The 15,001-nt window shown below is 31.6% G+C and carries 14 protein-coding genes; 4 read left to right on the forward strand and 10 right to left on the reverse strand.

Annotated features, from left to right (window positions below):
- Positions 1 to 145: 145 nt before the first annotated feature.
- Complete coding sequence (pckA, locus tag ACTS9J_RS00995) at positions 146 to 1,717, forward strand: phosphoenolpyruvate carboxykinase (ATP) (protein WP_448352724.1); 1,572 nt, start codon at positions 146 to 148, stop codon at positions 1,715 to 1,717.
- Between the two features lie 194 nt (positions 1,718 to 1,911).
- On the opposite strand, the gene ACTS9J_RS01000 is transcribed toward pckA, so the two are convergent.
- From ACTS9J_RS01000 to ACTS9J_RS01025, 6 genes are all read right to left on the reverse strand, one after another.
- The gene (locus ACTS9J_RS01000; RefSeq protein WP_448352725.1) at positions 1,912 to 2,562 is read right to left on the reverse strand and encodes a tRNA1(Val) (adenine(37)-N6)-methyltransferase; all 651 of its coding nucleotides are present in this window, start codon (positions 2,560 to 2,562) and stop codon (positions 1,912 to 1,914) included.
- A gap of 49 nt (positions 2,563 to 2,611) precedes the next feature.
- Positions 2,612 to 4,060 carry an ATP-binding protein gene (locus ACTS9J_RS01005; RefSeq protein WP_448352726.1) on the reverse strand — a complete coding sequence of 483 codons (1,449 nt, stop codon included), beginning with the start codon at positions 4,058 to 4,060 and terminating at the stop codon, positions 2,612 to 2,614.
- 2 nt (positions 4,061 to 4,062) lie between these two features.
- Positions 4,063 to 4,650 carry a riboflavin synthase gene (locus ACTS9J_RS01010; RefSeq protein ID WP_291065436.1) on the reverse strand — a complete coding sequence of 196 codons (588 nt, stop codon included), beginning with the start codon at positions 4,648 to 4,650 and terminating at the stop codon, positions 4,063 to 4,065.
- 103 nt (positions 4,651 to 4,753) lie between these two features.
- The gene (glmS, locus tag ACTS9J_RS01015; RefSeq protein ID WP_416425888.1) at positions 4,754 to 6,601 is read right to left on the reverse strand and encodes a glutamine--fructose-6-phosphate transaminase (isomerizing); all 1,848 of its coding nucleotides are present in this window, start codon (positions 6,599 to 6,601) and stop codon (positions 4,754 to 4,756) included.
- Positions 6,602 to 6,647: 46 nt separating this feature from the next.
- Positions 6,648 to 8,258, reverse strand: a complete 1,611-nt coding sequence (locus ACTS9J_RS01020; protein ID WP_448352727.1) for a DUF4270 family protein — start codon at positions 8,256 to 8,258, stop codon at positions 6,648 to 6,650.
- A 15-nt stretch (positions 8,259 to 8,273) separates the two neighbouring features.
- Positions 8,274 to 9,086 carry a glycogen/starch synthase gene (locus tag ACTS9J_RS01025; protein WP_416425884.1) on the reverse strand — a complete coding sequence of 271 codons (813 nt, stop codon included), beginning with the start codon at positions 9,084 to 9,086 and terminating at the stop codon, positions 8,274 to 8,276.
- A 118-nt stretch (positions 9,087 to 9,204) separates the two neighbouring features.
- Here ACTS9J_RS01025 and panC point away from each other — a divergent pair, with 118 nt between their 5' ends.
- From panC to ACTS9J_RS01040, 3 genes are all read left to right on the forward strand, one after another.
- Positions 9,205 to 10,047: a pantoate--beta-alanine ligase gene (gene panC / locus ACTS9J_RS01030; protein ID WP_416425882.1), complete on the forward strand. Its 843-nt coding sequence runs from the start codon at positions 9,205 to 9,207 to the stop codon at positions 10,045 to 10,047.
- Positions 10,048 to 10,132: 85 nt separating this feature from the next.
- Positions 10,133 to 10,480 (forward strand): aspartate 1-decarboxylase, encoded by a 348-nt coding sequence (panD, locus tag ACTS9J_RS01035; RefSeq protein ID WP_038336011.1) that lies wholly within the window; start codon positions 10,133 to 10,135, stop codon positions 10,478 to 10,480.
- Positions 10,481 to 10,503: 23 nt separating this feature from the next.
- Positions 10,504 to 11,523, forward strand: coding sequence for a lysylphosphatidylglycerol synthase transmembrane domain-containing protein (locus tag ACTS9J_RS01040; protein ID WP_291065429.1), 1,020 nt, complete (start codon positions 10,504 to 10,506; stop codon positions 11,521 to 11,523).
- A 157-nt stretch (positions 11,524 to 11,680) separates the two neighbouring features.
- Here ACTS9J_RS01040 and ACTS9J_RS01045 read toward each other — a convergent pair whose 3' ends face one another.
- From ACTS9J_RS01045 to ACTS9J_RS01060, 4 genes are read right to left on the reverse strand one after another with little or no spacing between them, the layout of a single operon-like run.
- A complete protein-coding gene (locus tag ACTS9J_RS01045; RefSeq protein WP_291087583.1) occupies positions 11,681 to 12,457 on the reverse strand; it encodes a hypothetical protein in 777 nt (258 codons plus the stop codon).
- Positions 12,450 to 13,238, reverse strand: coding sequence for a hypothetical protein (locus ACTS9J_RS01050; protein WP_114998536.1), 789 nt, complete (start codon positions 13,236 to 13,238; stop codon positions 12,450 to 12,452). Before ACTS9J_RS01050 ends, ACTS9J_RS01045 begins: the two co-directional genes overlap by 8 nt.
- Entirely contained in the window at positions 13,231 to 14,025 is a 795-nt protein-coding gene (locus tag ACTS9J_RS01055; protein WP_448352728.1) for a hypothetical protein, read from the reverse strand. Before ACTS9J_RS01055 ends, ACTS9J_RS01050 begins: the two co-directional genes overlap by 8 nt.
- Positions 14,018 to 14,827 (reverse strand): hypothetical protein, encoded by an 810-nt coding sequence (locus ACTS9J_RS01060; protein WP_448352729.1) that lies wholly within the window; start codon positions 14,825 to 14,827, stop codon positions 14,018 to 14,020. The genes ACTS9J_RS01055 and ACTS9J_RS01060 overlap by 8 nt, the downstream gene beginning before the upstream one ends.
- Between the last annotated feature and the right edge of the window lie 174 nt (positions 14,828 to 15,001).

A 15,001-nucleotide genomic window follows, 5' to 3' on the forward strand; every position in this document is an offset into this window, starting at 1 on the left:
AGAACTTGGAAATATATGGTGAAAAAACATGCACGAAAACGTTTAAGTGAATGACATAAGTCAAATTTTTTACGCTTCTTTTTATTGTAACTTTGTGCAAAGTTTTTACCTTTAAAATTTTAAAAATACTTTAAAAATCACAAAAATGAGCATAGAATTGGCATCTTACGGAATAAAAAATTCCAAAATTAACTATCAATTATCTCCTGAAGAGCTTACAGAGAAAATGATAGAATTAGGACAGGGAGAAATTACATCTTCTGGAGCAGTAAATATGTTAACCGGAGAATTTACAGGACGTTCTCCTAAAGATCGTTTTATTGTTAAAGACGAAATCACTGCAGAAAACGTTTGGTGGGATGGAAACATCAATATTCCTTTCGATTCTGATAAATTTGACGCTTTATACGATAAAGTTGTTGAGCATTTAAGCAACCGCGAAATTTATGTACGTGATGCTTTTGCTTGTGCTGACGATGCATACAAAACAAAAATTAGAGCAATTACAGAAACTCCTGCTGCTAATTTATTTATTTATAACATGTTTATTCGTCCAACAGAAGAAGAATTAAAAAACTTTGGTGATGCTGAATGGACAATTATCAATGCACCAACTTTTGTTGCAGATGCAGACGAAGATGGTACAAGACAACACAATTTCTCTATCTTAAATTTTAAACGTAAAATCGTTTTAAACGGAGGAACTGGTTATACAGGAGAAATGAAAAAAGGTATTTTTTCTGCCTTGAACTTCATCATGCCAGTATTTAGAAATACTTTACCAATGCACTGTTCTGCTAACTCAGGTAAAAACGGAGATACAGCAATGTTCTTTGGATTATCTGGTACAGGAAAAACAACTTTATCGGCAGACAAAAACAGACGTTTGATTGGTGATGATGAACACGGATGGACAGAAGACAATACAGTTTTCAATTTTGAAGGTGGTTGTTACGCAAAAGTTATCAACTTATCTCCAGAAGGTGAGCCAGAAATTTTTGCAGCAATCAAAGACGGAGCTTTATTAGAAAACTGTAAATTAATTCCAGGTACTAACGAGGTTGATTTTACAGATACATCTATCACAGAAAATACACGTGTTTCTTATCCAATTGATTATATCGAAAATATTGCAGTTCCATCTGTAGGAAAAAATCCTAAAAATATTTTCTTCTTATCGTTTGATGCTTACGGAGTTTTCCCTCCAATTGCAAAATTAAACCCAGATCAAGCGGCTTACTTATTTATCTCAGGATATACATCTAAAGTTGCTGGTACAGAAGCTGGTGTTACAGAGCCTCAAACTACATTTTCTACATGTTTTGGTGCACCATTTATGCCATTACATCCAACAAAATATGCTGAAATGTTGAGCGATAAAGTTGAGAAAACTGGTGTAAATGTTTGGTTAATCAACACAGGTTGGAATGGTAAAAAAGAGCGTATGTCTTTAAAAGACACTCGCGCCGTTATCAATGCAGCTTTAAATGGAGATTTGGATAACGCAGCGTTTAAAAAGGATCCATACTTCGGATTTGAAGTTCCAGTTGCAATAGATGGTGTTTCATCAGAAAAATTAAATCCAGCGACTTCTTTTGATTCTACAGCAGCATACGAAGCAAATGCGAAAGAATTAGCAGATAAATTCAAAGCGAACTTCAAGAAATTTGAAGAGTTTGCAACGGCTGATTTATTAGCGGGTGGACCAACGATTTAAGGTTAAGATTGAGGTGGAGAATGAGTTTTTAACTCATTTTGAAAATCAGAAATAAATATAAAACCGAGCAAATTGCTCGGTTTTTTTATGTTTTTAAATGTTGAATAAATCTTTACATAGATGCATAGAAATACAATTTTCTATTTGACATCAAAATCAGTAGTTTACTCATCGTTTTTCATCATTGATGAAAATTACATTTTCAAGTAAAAATCCTTTGTCAACTGAATATAATCTTCTGTGTACTGATGTCGATCGACTTCAATGATTAGTTCTTGTTCTTCTACTTCTTTTTCATGAAAACTAAATTCTAACAACACACGTTTTGTAACTGTTGTCGAATTCCCTTTGATATAAACGACTCTAGATAGTTTTAAAGCGTTTTGAATAGCTATTTCACTAAAACTACCCATTTGATCGTATGGAATTATAAAACTCGCTAATCCGTCTTTGTGTAGTAATTCAGCAGTTTTTTTGATTAATTCTTCAAAAGTCAATGTTTCTTGCTGCCGTGCTTGTTTACGCGCGTCAAAATCAACCGTATCATTCACCACAAAAAAAGGTGGATTACTGACAATCAAATCATATTTTTTATGGGTTAAATAATCTTGAAGCGATGAATTAAAAATGGTTAATCGATCTGAAAAAGGGGCATTCTCGTAATTTTCTTTTGCTTGTAAAAAAGCATCGTTATCAATTTCTATTGCATCAATCATAGAATGAGGAAAACGTTGCGCTAACATCAACGAAAGTAATCCAGTTCCTGTACCAATATCTAAAATAGTATTTCCACTTTTTAAAGTAGCCCATGCACCAAGTAAAACACCATCTGTGCCTACTTTCATTGCGGTTTTGTCTTGAAAAATTTCGAATTGTTTGAATCGAAAAGGTTTTCTATTCATTGCAAGGAATCAAAATGTAGAATGTTGTACCAACAGAAATTTCAGTTTCGAAACGAATTGTTCCATCATAATCGTCAATAATTTTTTTCACCATTGGCAAACCAATTCCCATTCCACTATTCTTTGTTGTAAACTTTGGAACAAAAATAGAATCTTGTGATTCGACAGGAATTCCATTCCCGTTATCTTGAATGGTTATATGCAAAAAACCATCCACTAAAAACACATCTACTTTAACTTTCGCTATACGAGATTTCGGAATAGATTGAAACGCATTCTTTGTAATATTGGTGATAATTCGATTCAAATATTGTTTATCAAAAGTCATCATGATGATGTTGGGAGAATAATTAAATTCGATAAACTCCAATGGAAAAACATATAGCGCATTTTTTATGACGTCTACCACATCAATTTTTTCATCTTTACGAGAAGGCATTTTAGCAAAATCTGAAAAAGCTTCGGCTATCGCAGAGATGGTATCAATTTGTTGCAATAAAATAGTAGTTGTTCGCATCGTCTTTTCTTCAAGATTTGGATCATTTACATCAAATTTTCGCATATAATTCTGTAGCATTAATCGCATTGGTGTTAATGGATTCTTGACTTCATGCGCAACTTGTTTCGCAAAATCTCGCCATGCTTCTTCACGTTCTTGCTTAGCTAATAAATCTGATTGTTCCCGCAATCGGTACAACATATCATTATAGGAGTCTACCAAAACTTTTATTTCATCGTTCCCATCATAGCGAATAGGCATATTGTTCGCAATAACTTCTGTTTCACGAATACGATCTGCAAACGACCAAAGTTTATTCAGGGTCCGTTTTGTAACAAAATAAACCGCTAACGTTCCAAACAAAAGAATAACTCCAAAAGCTAATCCATAACTACCAATTAAGGTAAACATGTCTTGTTGTAAAAAATCTTGGTTAGATTGATAAGGTAGACAGAGAATAGCAATGTTTTCATTGTAATAATTTTTGATATGACTATAAGACGAATAAAGATTGTTATCATCAGCGGTATCTTTATTCGTTACAATAAAATCATTTGACTTTTGTAGTTTGTCTAATATTTTTTGAGGCAAAACATTATAAGTCGTTGAAACCGGCTGCGTAGTTAAAACTTTATTACCACGTAAATCATAAATTACAATATCGGTTTTATTGATATCACCGATGCGAAGAAAACCATCTTCTAAAATCTCGTGAATATTATCTTTGGTTGCAATTCCAGGATAATTATCCATTTCATAATCTATCGCAGACTCTACCGCTCTAACTTTTCGTTTGAGAATATCTTCGTGATATTGTTTAGTTTGTTCATTGAAATGATTGGCAGTAATCAGCAAGATAGCACCTGCTGTAAATAACAAAATCGTTACCATATAAATGATAATACGAACGGGTAGCGATAGGTTATTATTTTTTCTAATCATTTTTATTGTTGGAATAATCTTTTGACGTATTTTCCTAAGATATCAAATTCTAAATTCATTGTATCGCCAACTTTCACTTGATTAAGGTTTGTAAACTCCCAAGTATATGGAATAATTGCAACCGAAAACTGCCCTACTTTACTGTCAACAACTGTTAAACTAATTCCGTTAAGACAAATCGAACCTTTTTCTACTGTAACATTTCCAGACGATGCTTCATCATATTCTACTGTAACAAAAAAGCTACCATTTTGGTTTTCTATCGAAACAATTTTTCCGGTTTGATCTACATGACCCTGCACAATGTGACCATCGATACGACCATTGAATTGCAAACATCGTTCTAAATTGATCAAATCACCTTCTTTTAAAGTGTTAAAATTTGTTTTTTGTAAGGTTTCCTCTATAGCAGTAACTTTATAAAGTCCATCTTTGAAATCAACAACCGTTAAACAGACTCCATTATGTGCAACACTTTGATCAATTTTTAATTCATCACAAAAATCAGCTTCAATCCATAAATGTAAATTAGATTGCTCTTTCTCTGCTTTTATAAGCTTTCCTACTCCTTCTACGATTCCTGTAAACATGATGTTATTTTTTGTGAAATTAATAATTAATTTAAACTTATAAAATGAAAAAGGGATGATTTTAAAACATCATCCCTTAAATATATTATCTCTGTAATAATTTTTACTCTACAGTAACAGATTTTGCCAAGTTACGAGGCTGATCTACATTCTTACCTAATTTAACGGCAATCCAGTACGATAATAATTGTAATGGAATAGCTGTTAAGATTGGAGAGAATTCTTCTGCTGTTTCTGGGATTACTACGTAATCATCTGCCATAGCAGTTACTTGCTCATCACCATCATTAACAATTGCAATTACTTTAGCACTACGTGATTTAATTTCTTGAATATTAGAAACTACTTTTTCGTAATAACCTTTTTTCGTTGCAATAACAATAACTGGCATATTTTCGTCCAATAAGGCAATTGGTCCGTGCTTCATTTCTGCTGCTGGATAACCTTCTGCATGGATATATGAAATTTCTTTCAATTTTAATGCTCCTTCTAAAGCCGATGGATAGTTGTATCCACGTCCTAAATAAATTGCATTTCTGTTGTCTTTGTATTTTTCTGCGATTTGATCAACAACACCTTCACAGTTGTCTAAAATTTGTTGAACTAAATCTGGAATACGCTCTAATTCACGTGTTAACAATGTAAATTTCTCTGTTGATAATTCACCGTTTTGTTTTCCTAATTTTAAGGCAATCAATGCTAAAATTGTTAACTGAGCTGTAAATGCTTTTGTTGATGCAACACCAATTTCTGGTCCTGCATGCGTATAAGCACCAGCATCTGTAATACGAGCAATAGAAGAACCCACAACATTGTTGATTCCAAAAATGAATGCTCCTTTTTCTTTTGCTAATTTAAGCGCCGCCAATGTATCAGCCGTTTCTCCTGATTGAGAAATTGCAATAACCACATCGTGTTTATTGATGATTGGATTACGGTAACGGAATTCTGATGCATATTCAACTTCTACAGGAATACGAGCGAAATCTTCAATCATGTATTCTGCAACCAAACCTGCGTGATAAGAAGTTCCACAAGCAACAATGATGATACGTTTTGCATTCAAGAATTTTTCTTGATAATCCCAAATACCAGCCATTTTAATAATACCTTCGTCTACTAATAAACGTCCACGCATTGTATCACGAATAGAACGAGGTTGTTCGTTGATTTCTTTTAACATGAAATGCTCATAACCACCTTTTTCAATCGCTTCAATATTTAATTGTAACTCTTGAACATCTAAAGAAACTGCTTCATTGTTATGGATTGTACGTACATCAACTTCTTTATCTAAAGTAATTGTGGCCATGTCACCATCTTCCAAATAAACCGCATCTTTTGTAAACTCAATAAACGGAGAAGCATCAGAAGCTACAAAAAATTCGTTTTCTCCAATACCAATTGCCAATGGAGAACCTAAACGTCCTACAACAATTGTATTTGCTTCTTCTTTGTCTAAAACTGCAATCGCATATGCTCCAATCACTTCATTCAAAGCTAAACGAACTGCGTCAGTTAAGTTTAAATTTTGTTCTTCTTGAAATAATTGAATAAAGTTTACTAAAACTTCTGTATCTGTATCACTATGAAAAACGTACCCTTTGTCTTTTAGTAATTGTTTGATTGATTCATAATTTTCGATAATTCCGTTATGAACCAATACCAAACGTCCATTATTAGACATATGAGGATGAGAGTTTACATCATTTGGAACACCATGTGTTGCCCAACGTGTATGCCCAATTCCTAAATGAGGTGTTTTATCTAAATTTGCTGATTTATCTTCTAAATCTGAAACTTTTCCTTTTGTTTTTACCAATTCAAAATCGGTACCAGTAGAAAGAACTAAACCTGCACTATCATATCCACGATATTCTAGTCTTTTTAGTCCATTAATTATAATTGGGTACGCTTCGCGATGTCCAATATATCCTACAATTCCACACATAATATTTTATAGTATTTTAAGTTAAATTCGTTAAATATAATACTTTCTATTTTTGAGAGTAATATACCAATAATTTCAATTTTTTATCCGCTACTTCCGAATTATTTCCATGTAAAACAATTCTGTATGGATTATAAGCTCTATTATTTTGATAAGGATTTGTACTATTAATCGTAGTTGCATCGCTAACAGATGTTATAAAATTACCCATTGTAATAAACATCGTTTGATCTTTATACTCATTTCCTTTCTCTAACATGCTTTTTAGATGTTTCGTGATATCAATTGTATAATAATCCGTATCTCCTTTTACAATAGGATTAAAGTGAACTGATGTAGGGTATGAATTATAGAATTCTAAAACGTCTGCATACAATTCATTTATAACTTTATCATCTTTTTTGTAGTTATTCCAAGCTACTAAATAAGGCGGTTTTGGAAAACTAGTTGAACCATCAATATAGAATTTTAATTTTGCTCCAAGAATCACAATATTACTTTTTGTCATCTCAGATTTTAATTCATCTAATTGCGTTTGATTGAATTTTAATTTTGCATAATTTCCACTCATTCCGCTTAAATACAATCTCGCGTCACCATTCACTTCATCGGGTTTGATTGTAGAATAAGTAGAACCTACTGCATTATTCACAATTTGAGAAGCAATAATATTGGCATTATTTGCAGTACCAGAATTCCACTGATTTGTCATATCAAAAGCATAAGTAGCACTCAAACGTTCTTTATAATTTGTGTCTGAATCTGTTTTTGCTGTCGGATTTTTATATGAATAATACATCTTCAAGTCAATTTTATTTGGATTAAAATTGACAATAAATCCATTTGATTCTTCAACAGAAAACTCTAAACCTTTGATATTTTCACGAATAAATGTTGCGTAATCAGAAAGTAATCCTGTTTTTGCATTTTTAATAATTTTTTCGTCAAAATAATCTGGATCTAAAGAAACTTTGTAACCAGGAACAACCTCAGAAATATTAGAAGTTCCCGTTTTTTGTTTAACAACTTTTCCTGTTACTGTTTTTCCGATAGTAGCTTTTCCGATTACTCTTGAATTAACAGAAATTGGAGATTCAAGGCCACTTAATGTTGAAAAATATTTCGTGTCTTTATATAAAACTGTATGAATGTCTTTAATTTTCAACGTCATTGTTAAATCCTTATTCCCATACAAAGAGTCAACTGCATACTTTGTTGTAATTTGGATTGTATCTGTATCTTTTGGTTTCTCTCCTGGTTTAGAAAGATTGATTGTATCTTTAGAAATTGGATCTTTAGTCGTGCTGTAATAAACTGGAATTATCAAATTCACAGAATCTACTTTAGGTTCAGTTCCAAAATCTTGATCTCCAATAGACGAAGGTCTAATTTGTGTATAAAACTTAGAAGATGTAGAACCAAAAATTGGCTCATTGTACACACCAAAAGCTCCATTTTGAAGTACAAACTTATCTGTACGAAGCGTGTCAAAATTGGCATTAAAAGCAATAACATCCAAGGATTTTACATTTCCTTCTGCCTCACCTCCAATCACGTTGTTATCTAATCCTAATGTTTCATTCTCACACGAAACAATTGCTCCCATTCCAATCATCATTGCAACAGACACAGAAAGGACATTCAAAAATTTTTTCATTAATCTAAACAGATTTTAATTAGAGTTCATTACTTCCTCAAGATAAAAGTTATTGTAAACTTCTTTTGCTTGTTCTTTAGAACAATAGTCTAATAGAGGAATATTTTGTTGGTTGATATAGTTTTTCACATCTTCTGGAATCATCTCTTCTCCTTTCGCAACTGCATCAGCATATTCTAAAGAAGCTTGAATCATACCCAAATGTGTAGGTTTTTCTAAATATGTTTGTACATCAGCTTCTACTTTATCAAAAGCTAATTTTTTAACTAATTCGTTATCTAATTCTCCTTCAAATCCGTTGTCAAATAAAGAAACAACAGCTTTCGCATCTTGAAAGAAAGGATCGTCAGAATAATATTTTTTTAGATACAATGGTACTAAACTAGACATCCAACCCATTACGTGAACAACATCTGGTTTCCAGTTTAATTTTTTTACTGTCTCTAAAACTCCTTTTGCGAAGAAAATAGAACGTTCGTCGTTATCAGAAAATAGTCCATTATGTTCTCCATAAACTTCTTTACGTTTGAAATATTCTTCGTTATCAATAAAATACACTTGTAGTCTTTCTCCTGGAACAGAAGCGACTTTAATGATTAATGGTTGATCCAAATCATTAATAATCATGTTCATACCTGAAAGTCGTATTACTTCGTGTAATTGGTGTCTTCTTTCGTTAATTGCTCCAAATCTTGGCATAAAGATTCTTACATCTGCACCACTACTTTGCATGATTTTTGGCAAATCTAATGCTTGTGAAGACATCGGATTTTCAGGAAAGTAAGGTACCATTTCTGTTGTTACATACAATATGCGCTTTCCTTCCATAATTTCTACTCTCTTTTCCTAATGAATAATAAGGCACAAATTTACAAAAAAATGTTGATATATTATTTGCTTATAGTAGCTTTGCGAGATATTAGTTTTTTTTTAACAAATCAGTGTTATGGTTATATTTAACGAAAAGGAAAAATTAACTCCCGCAATCGTCGAGTTAAAAAACCAAAACAAAACCATTGGCTTTATCCCTACAATGGGCGCTTTACACGAAGGTCACATGTCTTTGGTCAAAGCTTCTAAAGCTCAAAACGACTACACAATCGTCAGCATTTTTGTCAATCCGACACAATTTAATAATGCAGAAGATTTAGCAAAATATCCTCGAACTGAGGAAAATGATAAAGAATTGTTAATGAAAAATGGATGTGATTTTGTCTATATGCCTACTGTTGAGGATTTATATGATGCAAATGAAGGTGCAAAACATTACGATTTTGGCACAATAGACCAAGTGATGGAAGGCGCTTCTCGTCCTGGACATTTTGATGGAGTTGCCACAATTGTTTGCAAATTATTCAAAGCAGTTCAGCCAACAAGAGCATATTTTGGAGAGAAAGATTTTCAACAAATTCGTATCATTCAAGAAATGGTAAAACAAGAGAATTTAGATGTCGAAATTGTTCCAATGCCAATTCACAGAGCAGATTCTGGTTTAGCATTTAGTTCAAGAAATGCACGTTTATCAACGCAACAAACTTCGGATGCACCACAAATTTATTCAATTTTATCACAAGCTATAACGCTTAAAAAAGAAGGAAAAGATGTTCCTGAAGTAAAAGCTTTCGTCGAAAATGAATTCAAAAATTCACCTTTCGAATTAGAATATTTTGAAATCACAAATGAAGAAACGTTGTTGTCTATCGAACATTTTTCTGATGCCAAATATATTCGTGGATTTGTCGTTGCTTATGCAGGCGATGTACGTTTAATCGATAATATTCAGTTTTAATTAAATATAATAAATTTCTCAAATCAATAGAAAAATATTGAAACAGGTTTTGAAATTTATAAGTTCAGTGTAACTTTGCAAGATTATGATGGTAGAAGTTTTTCACTCTAAGATACATAGAGTTAAGGTAACAGACGCAAAATTAAACTACATCGGAAGTATTACAATCGACGAAGATTTGATAGATGCTGCCAATATGGTTGTGGGTCAGAAAGTACAAATCGTGGTACAAGAGAATGGCGAACGATTTGAAACTTATATTATAAAAGGTAAACGTGGAAGTGGCGAAATCTGTCTGAATGGACCTGCAGCGCGTAAAGTACAAGTTGGTGACACAGTTATCATCATTACGTATGCGATGATGGAGTTTGAGGAAGCCAAAACATACGAACCAACAATTGTTTTCCCTAACGAGAACAATCGTTTAGATTAAGAAATTAATTTTCAATAATTTATATGAAGAGTATGATCAAACAATCGCTCTTCTTAATCATTGCTTCATTGTTAGCCGTTTTTTTTGTCGTGGTAACAGTGAAGCAAATTGATTTCGAACGAGTTGCAAAAGTTTTAAAACAAACCAATTATTTTTGGATTTTTGCATCTATGGCAATCAGTATTCTCACATATTGGATACGCGCCGCTCGTTGGAATCTTCTTCTAAAGCCAATGGGCTACAACACACAAACCTCATCTGGTTTTTGGGCTATTGCATTTGCATATTTTATGAATTTGACCATTCCTCGAAGTGGTGAAGTGGCTCGTGCAACAAGTTTCTATAAAATGGAAAAAGTGCCGTTTGAGAAATCTTTCGGAACAGTAGTTTTAGAGCGTGTAATTGACGTTTTATTTTTGGGATTATTTTTCGGTTTAACACTTATTTTCAATTATGAAACATTCATCAAATTTGTAGAATTAGGAAACAAAGAAAAAGTACATCAACCAACAGCTGAACCTTCTTTCTTAAAATACTACATCACAATTGGAGTTCTTGTTTTAGGAATTGGATTAATCGCTATTTTCTGGAAAAAAATTAGTCAATTAAAGTTTTTTGAAAAAATCAAAACCTTTCTATTTGGACTTTGGGAAGGTATAAAATCAATCTCGAAATTAGAAAAAAGAGGCTTATTCATTTTTTATTCTTTCGCACTTTGGATTTGTTATTTCCTAATGACTTTCCTTGTTTTCTTTGCTTTTCCAGACACCAAAAATTTTAGTATACCAGAAGGTTTATTTCTATTGATTGCAGGATCTTTGGGAATGATTTTGCCTGTTTCGGGAGGTTTGGCTTATCCGTATATTATGTCGATTGCATTTTCGGCCGTTTATTTAGCAAAAGGCGGAGATCAGCACGAAGGACGAGCAATTGGCGATTATTTTGGGTTAATTCTTTATATAGCTCAAGTTGTATCGATGATTAGTTTTGGATTGATTGCTATTTACAAAATCGCACGAATTCGACGAGATTCTACACAATAATCTCATACCTCCAAAACTACGATTCCAAAGCTTTACCATTTTATTGATTTCCCAAGGATTTATTTTATAACTTATTTTCATAACAAAAAAGAAAATAAGATTGACAAACAATACAAAAAGTAATTCCATAGCTAATAAGTTTCATTAAATATACATTTTATTTCTTTATCATTTCCAAATATTTAGGCGCTTGTTCTTCTAAAATTTCTGTAATCTTATCGTATTTATTTTCTTTTACGAGTTTCTCTAATTCAAAATTCGCATAGCAATAACGCACATAATCAGTGACTTTATTTTCGGGAATATTCAATGTTTCGATGAAATAATTTGAGGTGAAATAATTCTCTAAATCCTTGATTTTATCTACCTTTTTGAAATATTCGTTTTGTTTTTTATCTTTTTTCTTTTGTCCAGAAATAGTTGCTATCCAATTCGACGGATCCAACAATCCATTATTATTAATTGTAGAAGTCATGTTAGGATTTATCTTTCGGAAACGCAAATTTGGATTAAAACCCAAGTTCAAATTATCATACAATTCATCTACTTTTCCGTGTTCTAACTTGATGTTATTCTTAAAATTTCTGTCCAACGTATTAATTCGCGCTTCAGCAAGTTCAATCGTTTCAATATTCAAATGAATCGTCAGCATTCCTTTTACTAAAATATCCGATGTAATTTTGATTTTTCGTTCGATATAAAAATCATGTGTAATCACCAATTCATCTCCCACAGAAGCTTTAATTGAAAACATTCCGCTCGCATTTGTAAACGTTTTCGCATTCGTCGATTCGTTTGTCACCAAAATATTGTCTACCGCATCTTGCCCAGCAACACCATCATCAATCACTACTTTTCCAGTAATCAAGGTTGTTTGCGCAAATGTAAAAACGCTCAACAAATTCAATAATATAATGTAATTTATTCTACTCATTTTTCTTCATTTTTGCTAAATAAATCGGCGCTTGTTCTTCAATTATAAAAAGAATTTCATCAAAATTATTATCTCGCAACAATTTCGGAAAATCAAAATTTGAATAACAATAATCTAAAAACTCGTTTATTTTTCCTTCTGGAATTTTCAAATCATTCACAAAATAATATGTCGTAAAAAATTTATGCAACGCCGATAATTGATCTTCTTTCACAACTTTTATTGGACCTGGATTTTTCATTCGTTTTTTTGGGTTTTTGAACAAATCAAATACCCCTTTTAGATTAACTCCTCCAACCTGTTTAATCGTTCTATTGACTCTTTCTTCATCATGTTTAAGATTCAGTTCCGCTTTAAATTCTAGAGAAGTAAAACCCGCTTCATCATTCAATTTTTCTTGAAATGATTTTTCTTTTCCCAAATTTTTGAGCGAATTTTTATCTAATTTCGAGATATTCGCTTCTTTCAATTCTATCACTTCAATATTAACATGAATCGTCACAAAACCTTTCGTAATCATAGTTTCCGAAACTTTCAATTTTCTTTCTTCGATTCCCGTATGTTTTATTAACAATTCATCATTCAAATTCACATTTATCGAAAATAAGCCAACATTATTTGCTTTGGTTCTAACTTTAGTCGTTAAATTTTCAATCGAAGTTCCTTCCAAATCAATAACTTCTTCTGCATCATCCACAATAATTTTTCCTGTGATTAAAGTGCTTTGTGCTTGAAGGCAACTTGATGAAATGATTAATAAAAAGAATAAAAATTTACTCATGTTCGATTGTTTTTTGGTTGATAGTAGAAAGATAATTTGGTGCTTGTTCTTTTAAAATTTGCTTTATTCTATTGAAATTTTTCTTACGAATTAACTTGTCAAAATTATTTGAATAATAACATGTTCCAATAAAATCCATAATTTGACTTCTCGAAAGTTTCAACTCTTTGATGAAAAAAGTTTCACCTATAACACTTTTCAAATCAATAATTTTCTCATAAGTAGAAATCCTTCTTTTATCTAAAATTCCTTTTCCATTTGGTGTTTTAAATAATTTCACGATTTCCAATAAATTACCTGCATATGGATTATCTTTTCGATGAAATGCCGCCCAATTATGTCTCTCAACAACAGTTTTTTGAAATTCCTTATCATTAACACCAGTCGCATCAACAATTTCTTTGGAAGCAGATTTATTTTTTCCCAATTTGTTAAGTTTATCTATATTCAATTTCGAGATATTCGCTTCTTTCAATTCAATCAGTTCAATATTAACATGAATCTCCACAAAACCTTTCGTAATCATAGTTTCCGAAACTTTCAATTTTCTTTCTTCGATTCCCGTATGTTTGATTAACAATTCATCATTCAAATTCACATTTATCGAAAATAAACCAACATTATTTGCTTTGGTTCTAACTTTAGTCGTTAAATTTTCAATCGAAGTTCCTTCCAAATTAATAACTTCTTCTGCATCATCCACAATAATTTTTCCTGTGATTAAAGTGCTTTGTGCTTGAAGATAACTTGATGAAATGATTAATAAAAAGAATAAAAATTTACTCATGTTCGATTGTTTTTTGGTTGATAGTAGAAAGATAATTTGGTGCTTGTTCTTCGAAAATTAAAGTGATTTTATCATAATTATTTGCTTTTAAAAGTGGTTCTAACTTAAACTGAACAAAGCAATAATGAATAAAATCAAGAATATTTCCTTTCGGAATTTTCAAATCATGTGCAAAATAATATTCGGTAAAATAATCTTTGAGTTGAATGATTTTATCATATTTATCAAGGTTTTTCTTTTTCAGAAAATGTTTATACGTCTGCACTTCTTTGTCCGAATATTGCTCTATCAAACCCATCACATTTTCATAACGAATGGGAACTCTTAATTTTCGAAGATATTCCGAAGCAAAATAGGCTTTCACCATATCATTTTTAAACTCTTCATTAATACCTAAACTTTTATTGATTTTTTCGCTTTGCGTTTCTTCTTTGCTAATATTTTCTTTCCAATTCTTTTTAAGCGGTTTTATTTTCGTTTCGGATAATTCTATCACTTCAACATTTAGATGAACGTCTATAAAACCCTTTCTAATCATTGATTCAGAAATCTTAAGCTGACGTTCTTCAATTCCAATTTGTTTGAAAAGTAAAACATCGTTTGGCTGAACTCGAATCGAAAAAAGACCTTTTTCATTTGATTTTGTTCGTGCATTTGACGTTAAATTTTCGATTACAAAATCATCAAGATTAACGATTTCATCCGCATTATCTACCATAATTTTCCCCGAAATTAAAGTCGATTGTGCATTGACAGAAATACAAAAAATATAAAAAAAGCTAAGAAGTAAAGTTCTTTTCATTGGCATTTTAAAATATGATTAAAAATAATCGAGAAAATGATTGAAAATCAATATTTAACTCAACTTTATCTAAAGTTGATAATTTGTTAAAAAAGTAAATTATTATTAACGTTTTTTAGTTGTTGTATTAAAATTTTTCACACTTATAACTCCATATCTTGTCGCGATAAAACA

This window comes from Empedobacter sp. ULE_I140 (assembly GCF_053482575.1).

Excerpts from the sequence above, each read along its gene's own strand:
- ACTS9J_RS01020 (WP_448352727.1), bottom strand. The coding sequence starts at position 8,258 with ATGAAAAAATTTTTGAATGTCCTTTCTGTGTCTGTTGCAATGATGATT.
- ACTS9J_RS01025 (WP_416425884.1), bottom strand. The coding sequence starts at position 9,086 with ATGGAAGGAAAGCGCATATTGTATGTAACAACAGAAATGGTACCTTAC.
- ACTS9J_RS01045 (WP_291087583.1), bottom strand. The coding sequence starts at position 12,457 with ATGAGTAGAATAAATTACATTATATTATTGAATTTGTTGAGCGTTTTT.
- ACTS9J_RS01060 (WP_448352729.1), bottom strand. The coding sequence starts at position 14,827 with ATGAAAAGAACTTTACTTCTTAGCTTTTTTTATATTTTTTGTATTTCT.
- ACTS9J_RS01040 (WP_291065429.1), top strand. The coding sequence starts at position 10,504 with ATGAAGAGTATGATCAAACAATCGCTCTTCTTAATCATTGCTTCATTG.
- glmS (WP_416425888.1), bottom strand. The coding sequence starts at position 6,601 with ATGTGTGGAATTGTAGGATATATTGGACATCGCGAAGCGTACCCAATT.
- ACTS9J_RS01010 (WP_291065436.1), bottom strand. The coding sequence starts at position 4,650 with ATGTTTACAGGAATCGTAGAAGGAGTAGGAAAGCTTATAAAAGCAGAG.
- ACTS9J_RS01000 (WP_448352725.1), bottom strand. The coding sequence starts at position 2,562 with ATGAAAGTAGGCACAGATGGTGTTTTACTTGGTGCATGGGCTACTTTA.
- ACTS9J_RS01055 (WP_448352728.1), bottom strand. The coding sequence starts at position 14,025 with ATGAGTAAATTTTTATTCTTTTTATTAATCATTTCATCAAGTTATCTT.
- panC (WP_416425882.1), top strand. The coding sequence starts at position 9,205 with ATGGTTATATTTAACGAAAAGGAAAAATTAACTCCCGCAATCGTCGAG.
- panD (WP_038336011.1), top strand. The coding sequence starts at position 10,133 with ATGATGGTAGAAGTTTTTCACTCTAAGATACATAGAGTTAAGGTAACA.
- pckA (WP_448352724.1), top strand. The coding sequence starts at position 146 with ATGAGCATAGAATTGGCATCTTACGGAATAAAAAATTCCAAAATTAAC.
- ACTS9J_RS01005 (WP_448352726.1), bottom strand. The coding sequence starts at position 4,060 with ATGATTAGAAAAAATAATAACCTATCGCTACCCGTTCGTATTATCATT.
- ACTS9J_RS01050 (WP_114998536.1), bottom strand. The coding sequence starts at position 13,238 with ATGAGTAAATTTTTATTCTTTTTATTAATCATTTCATCAAGTTGCCTT.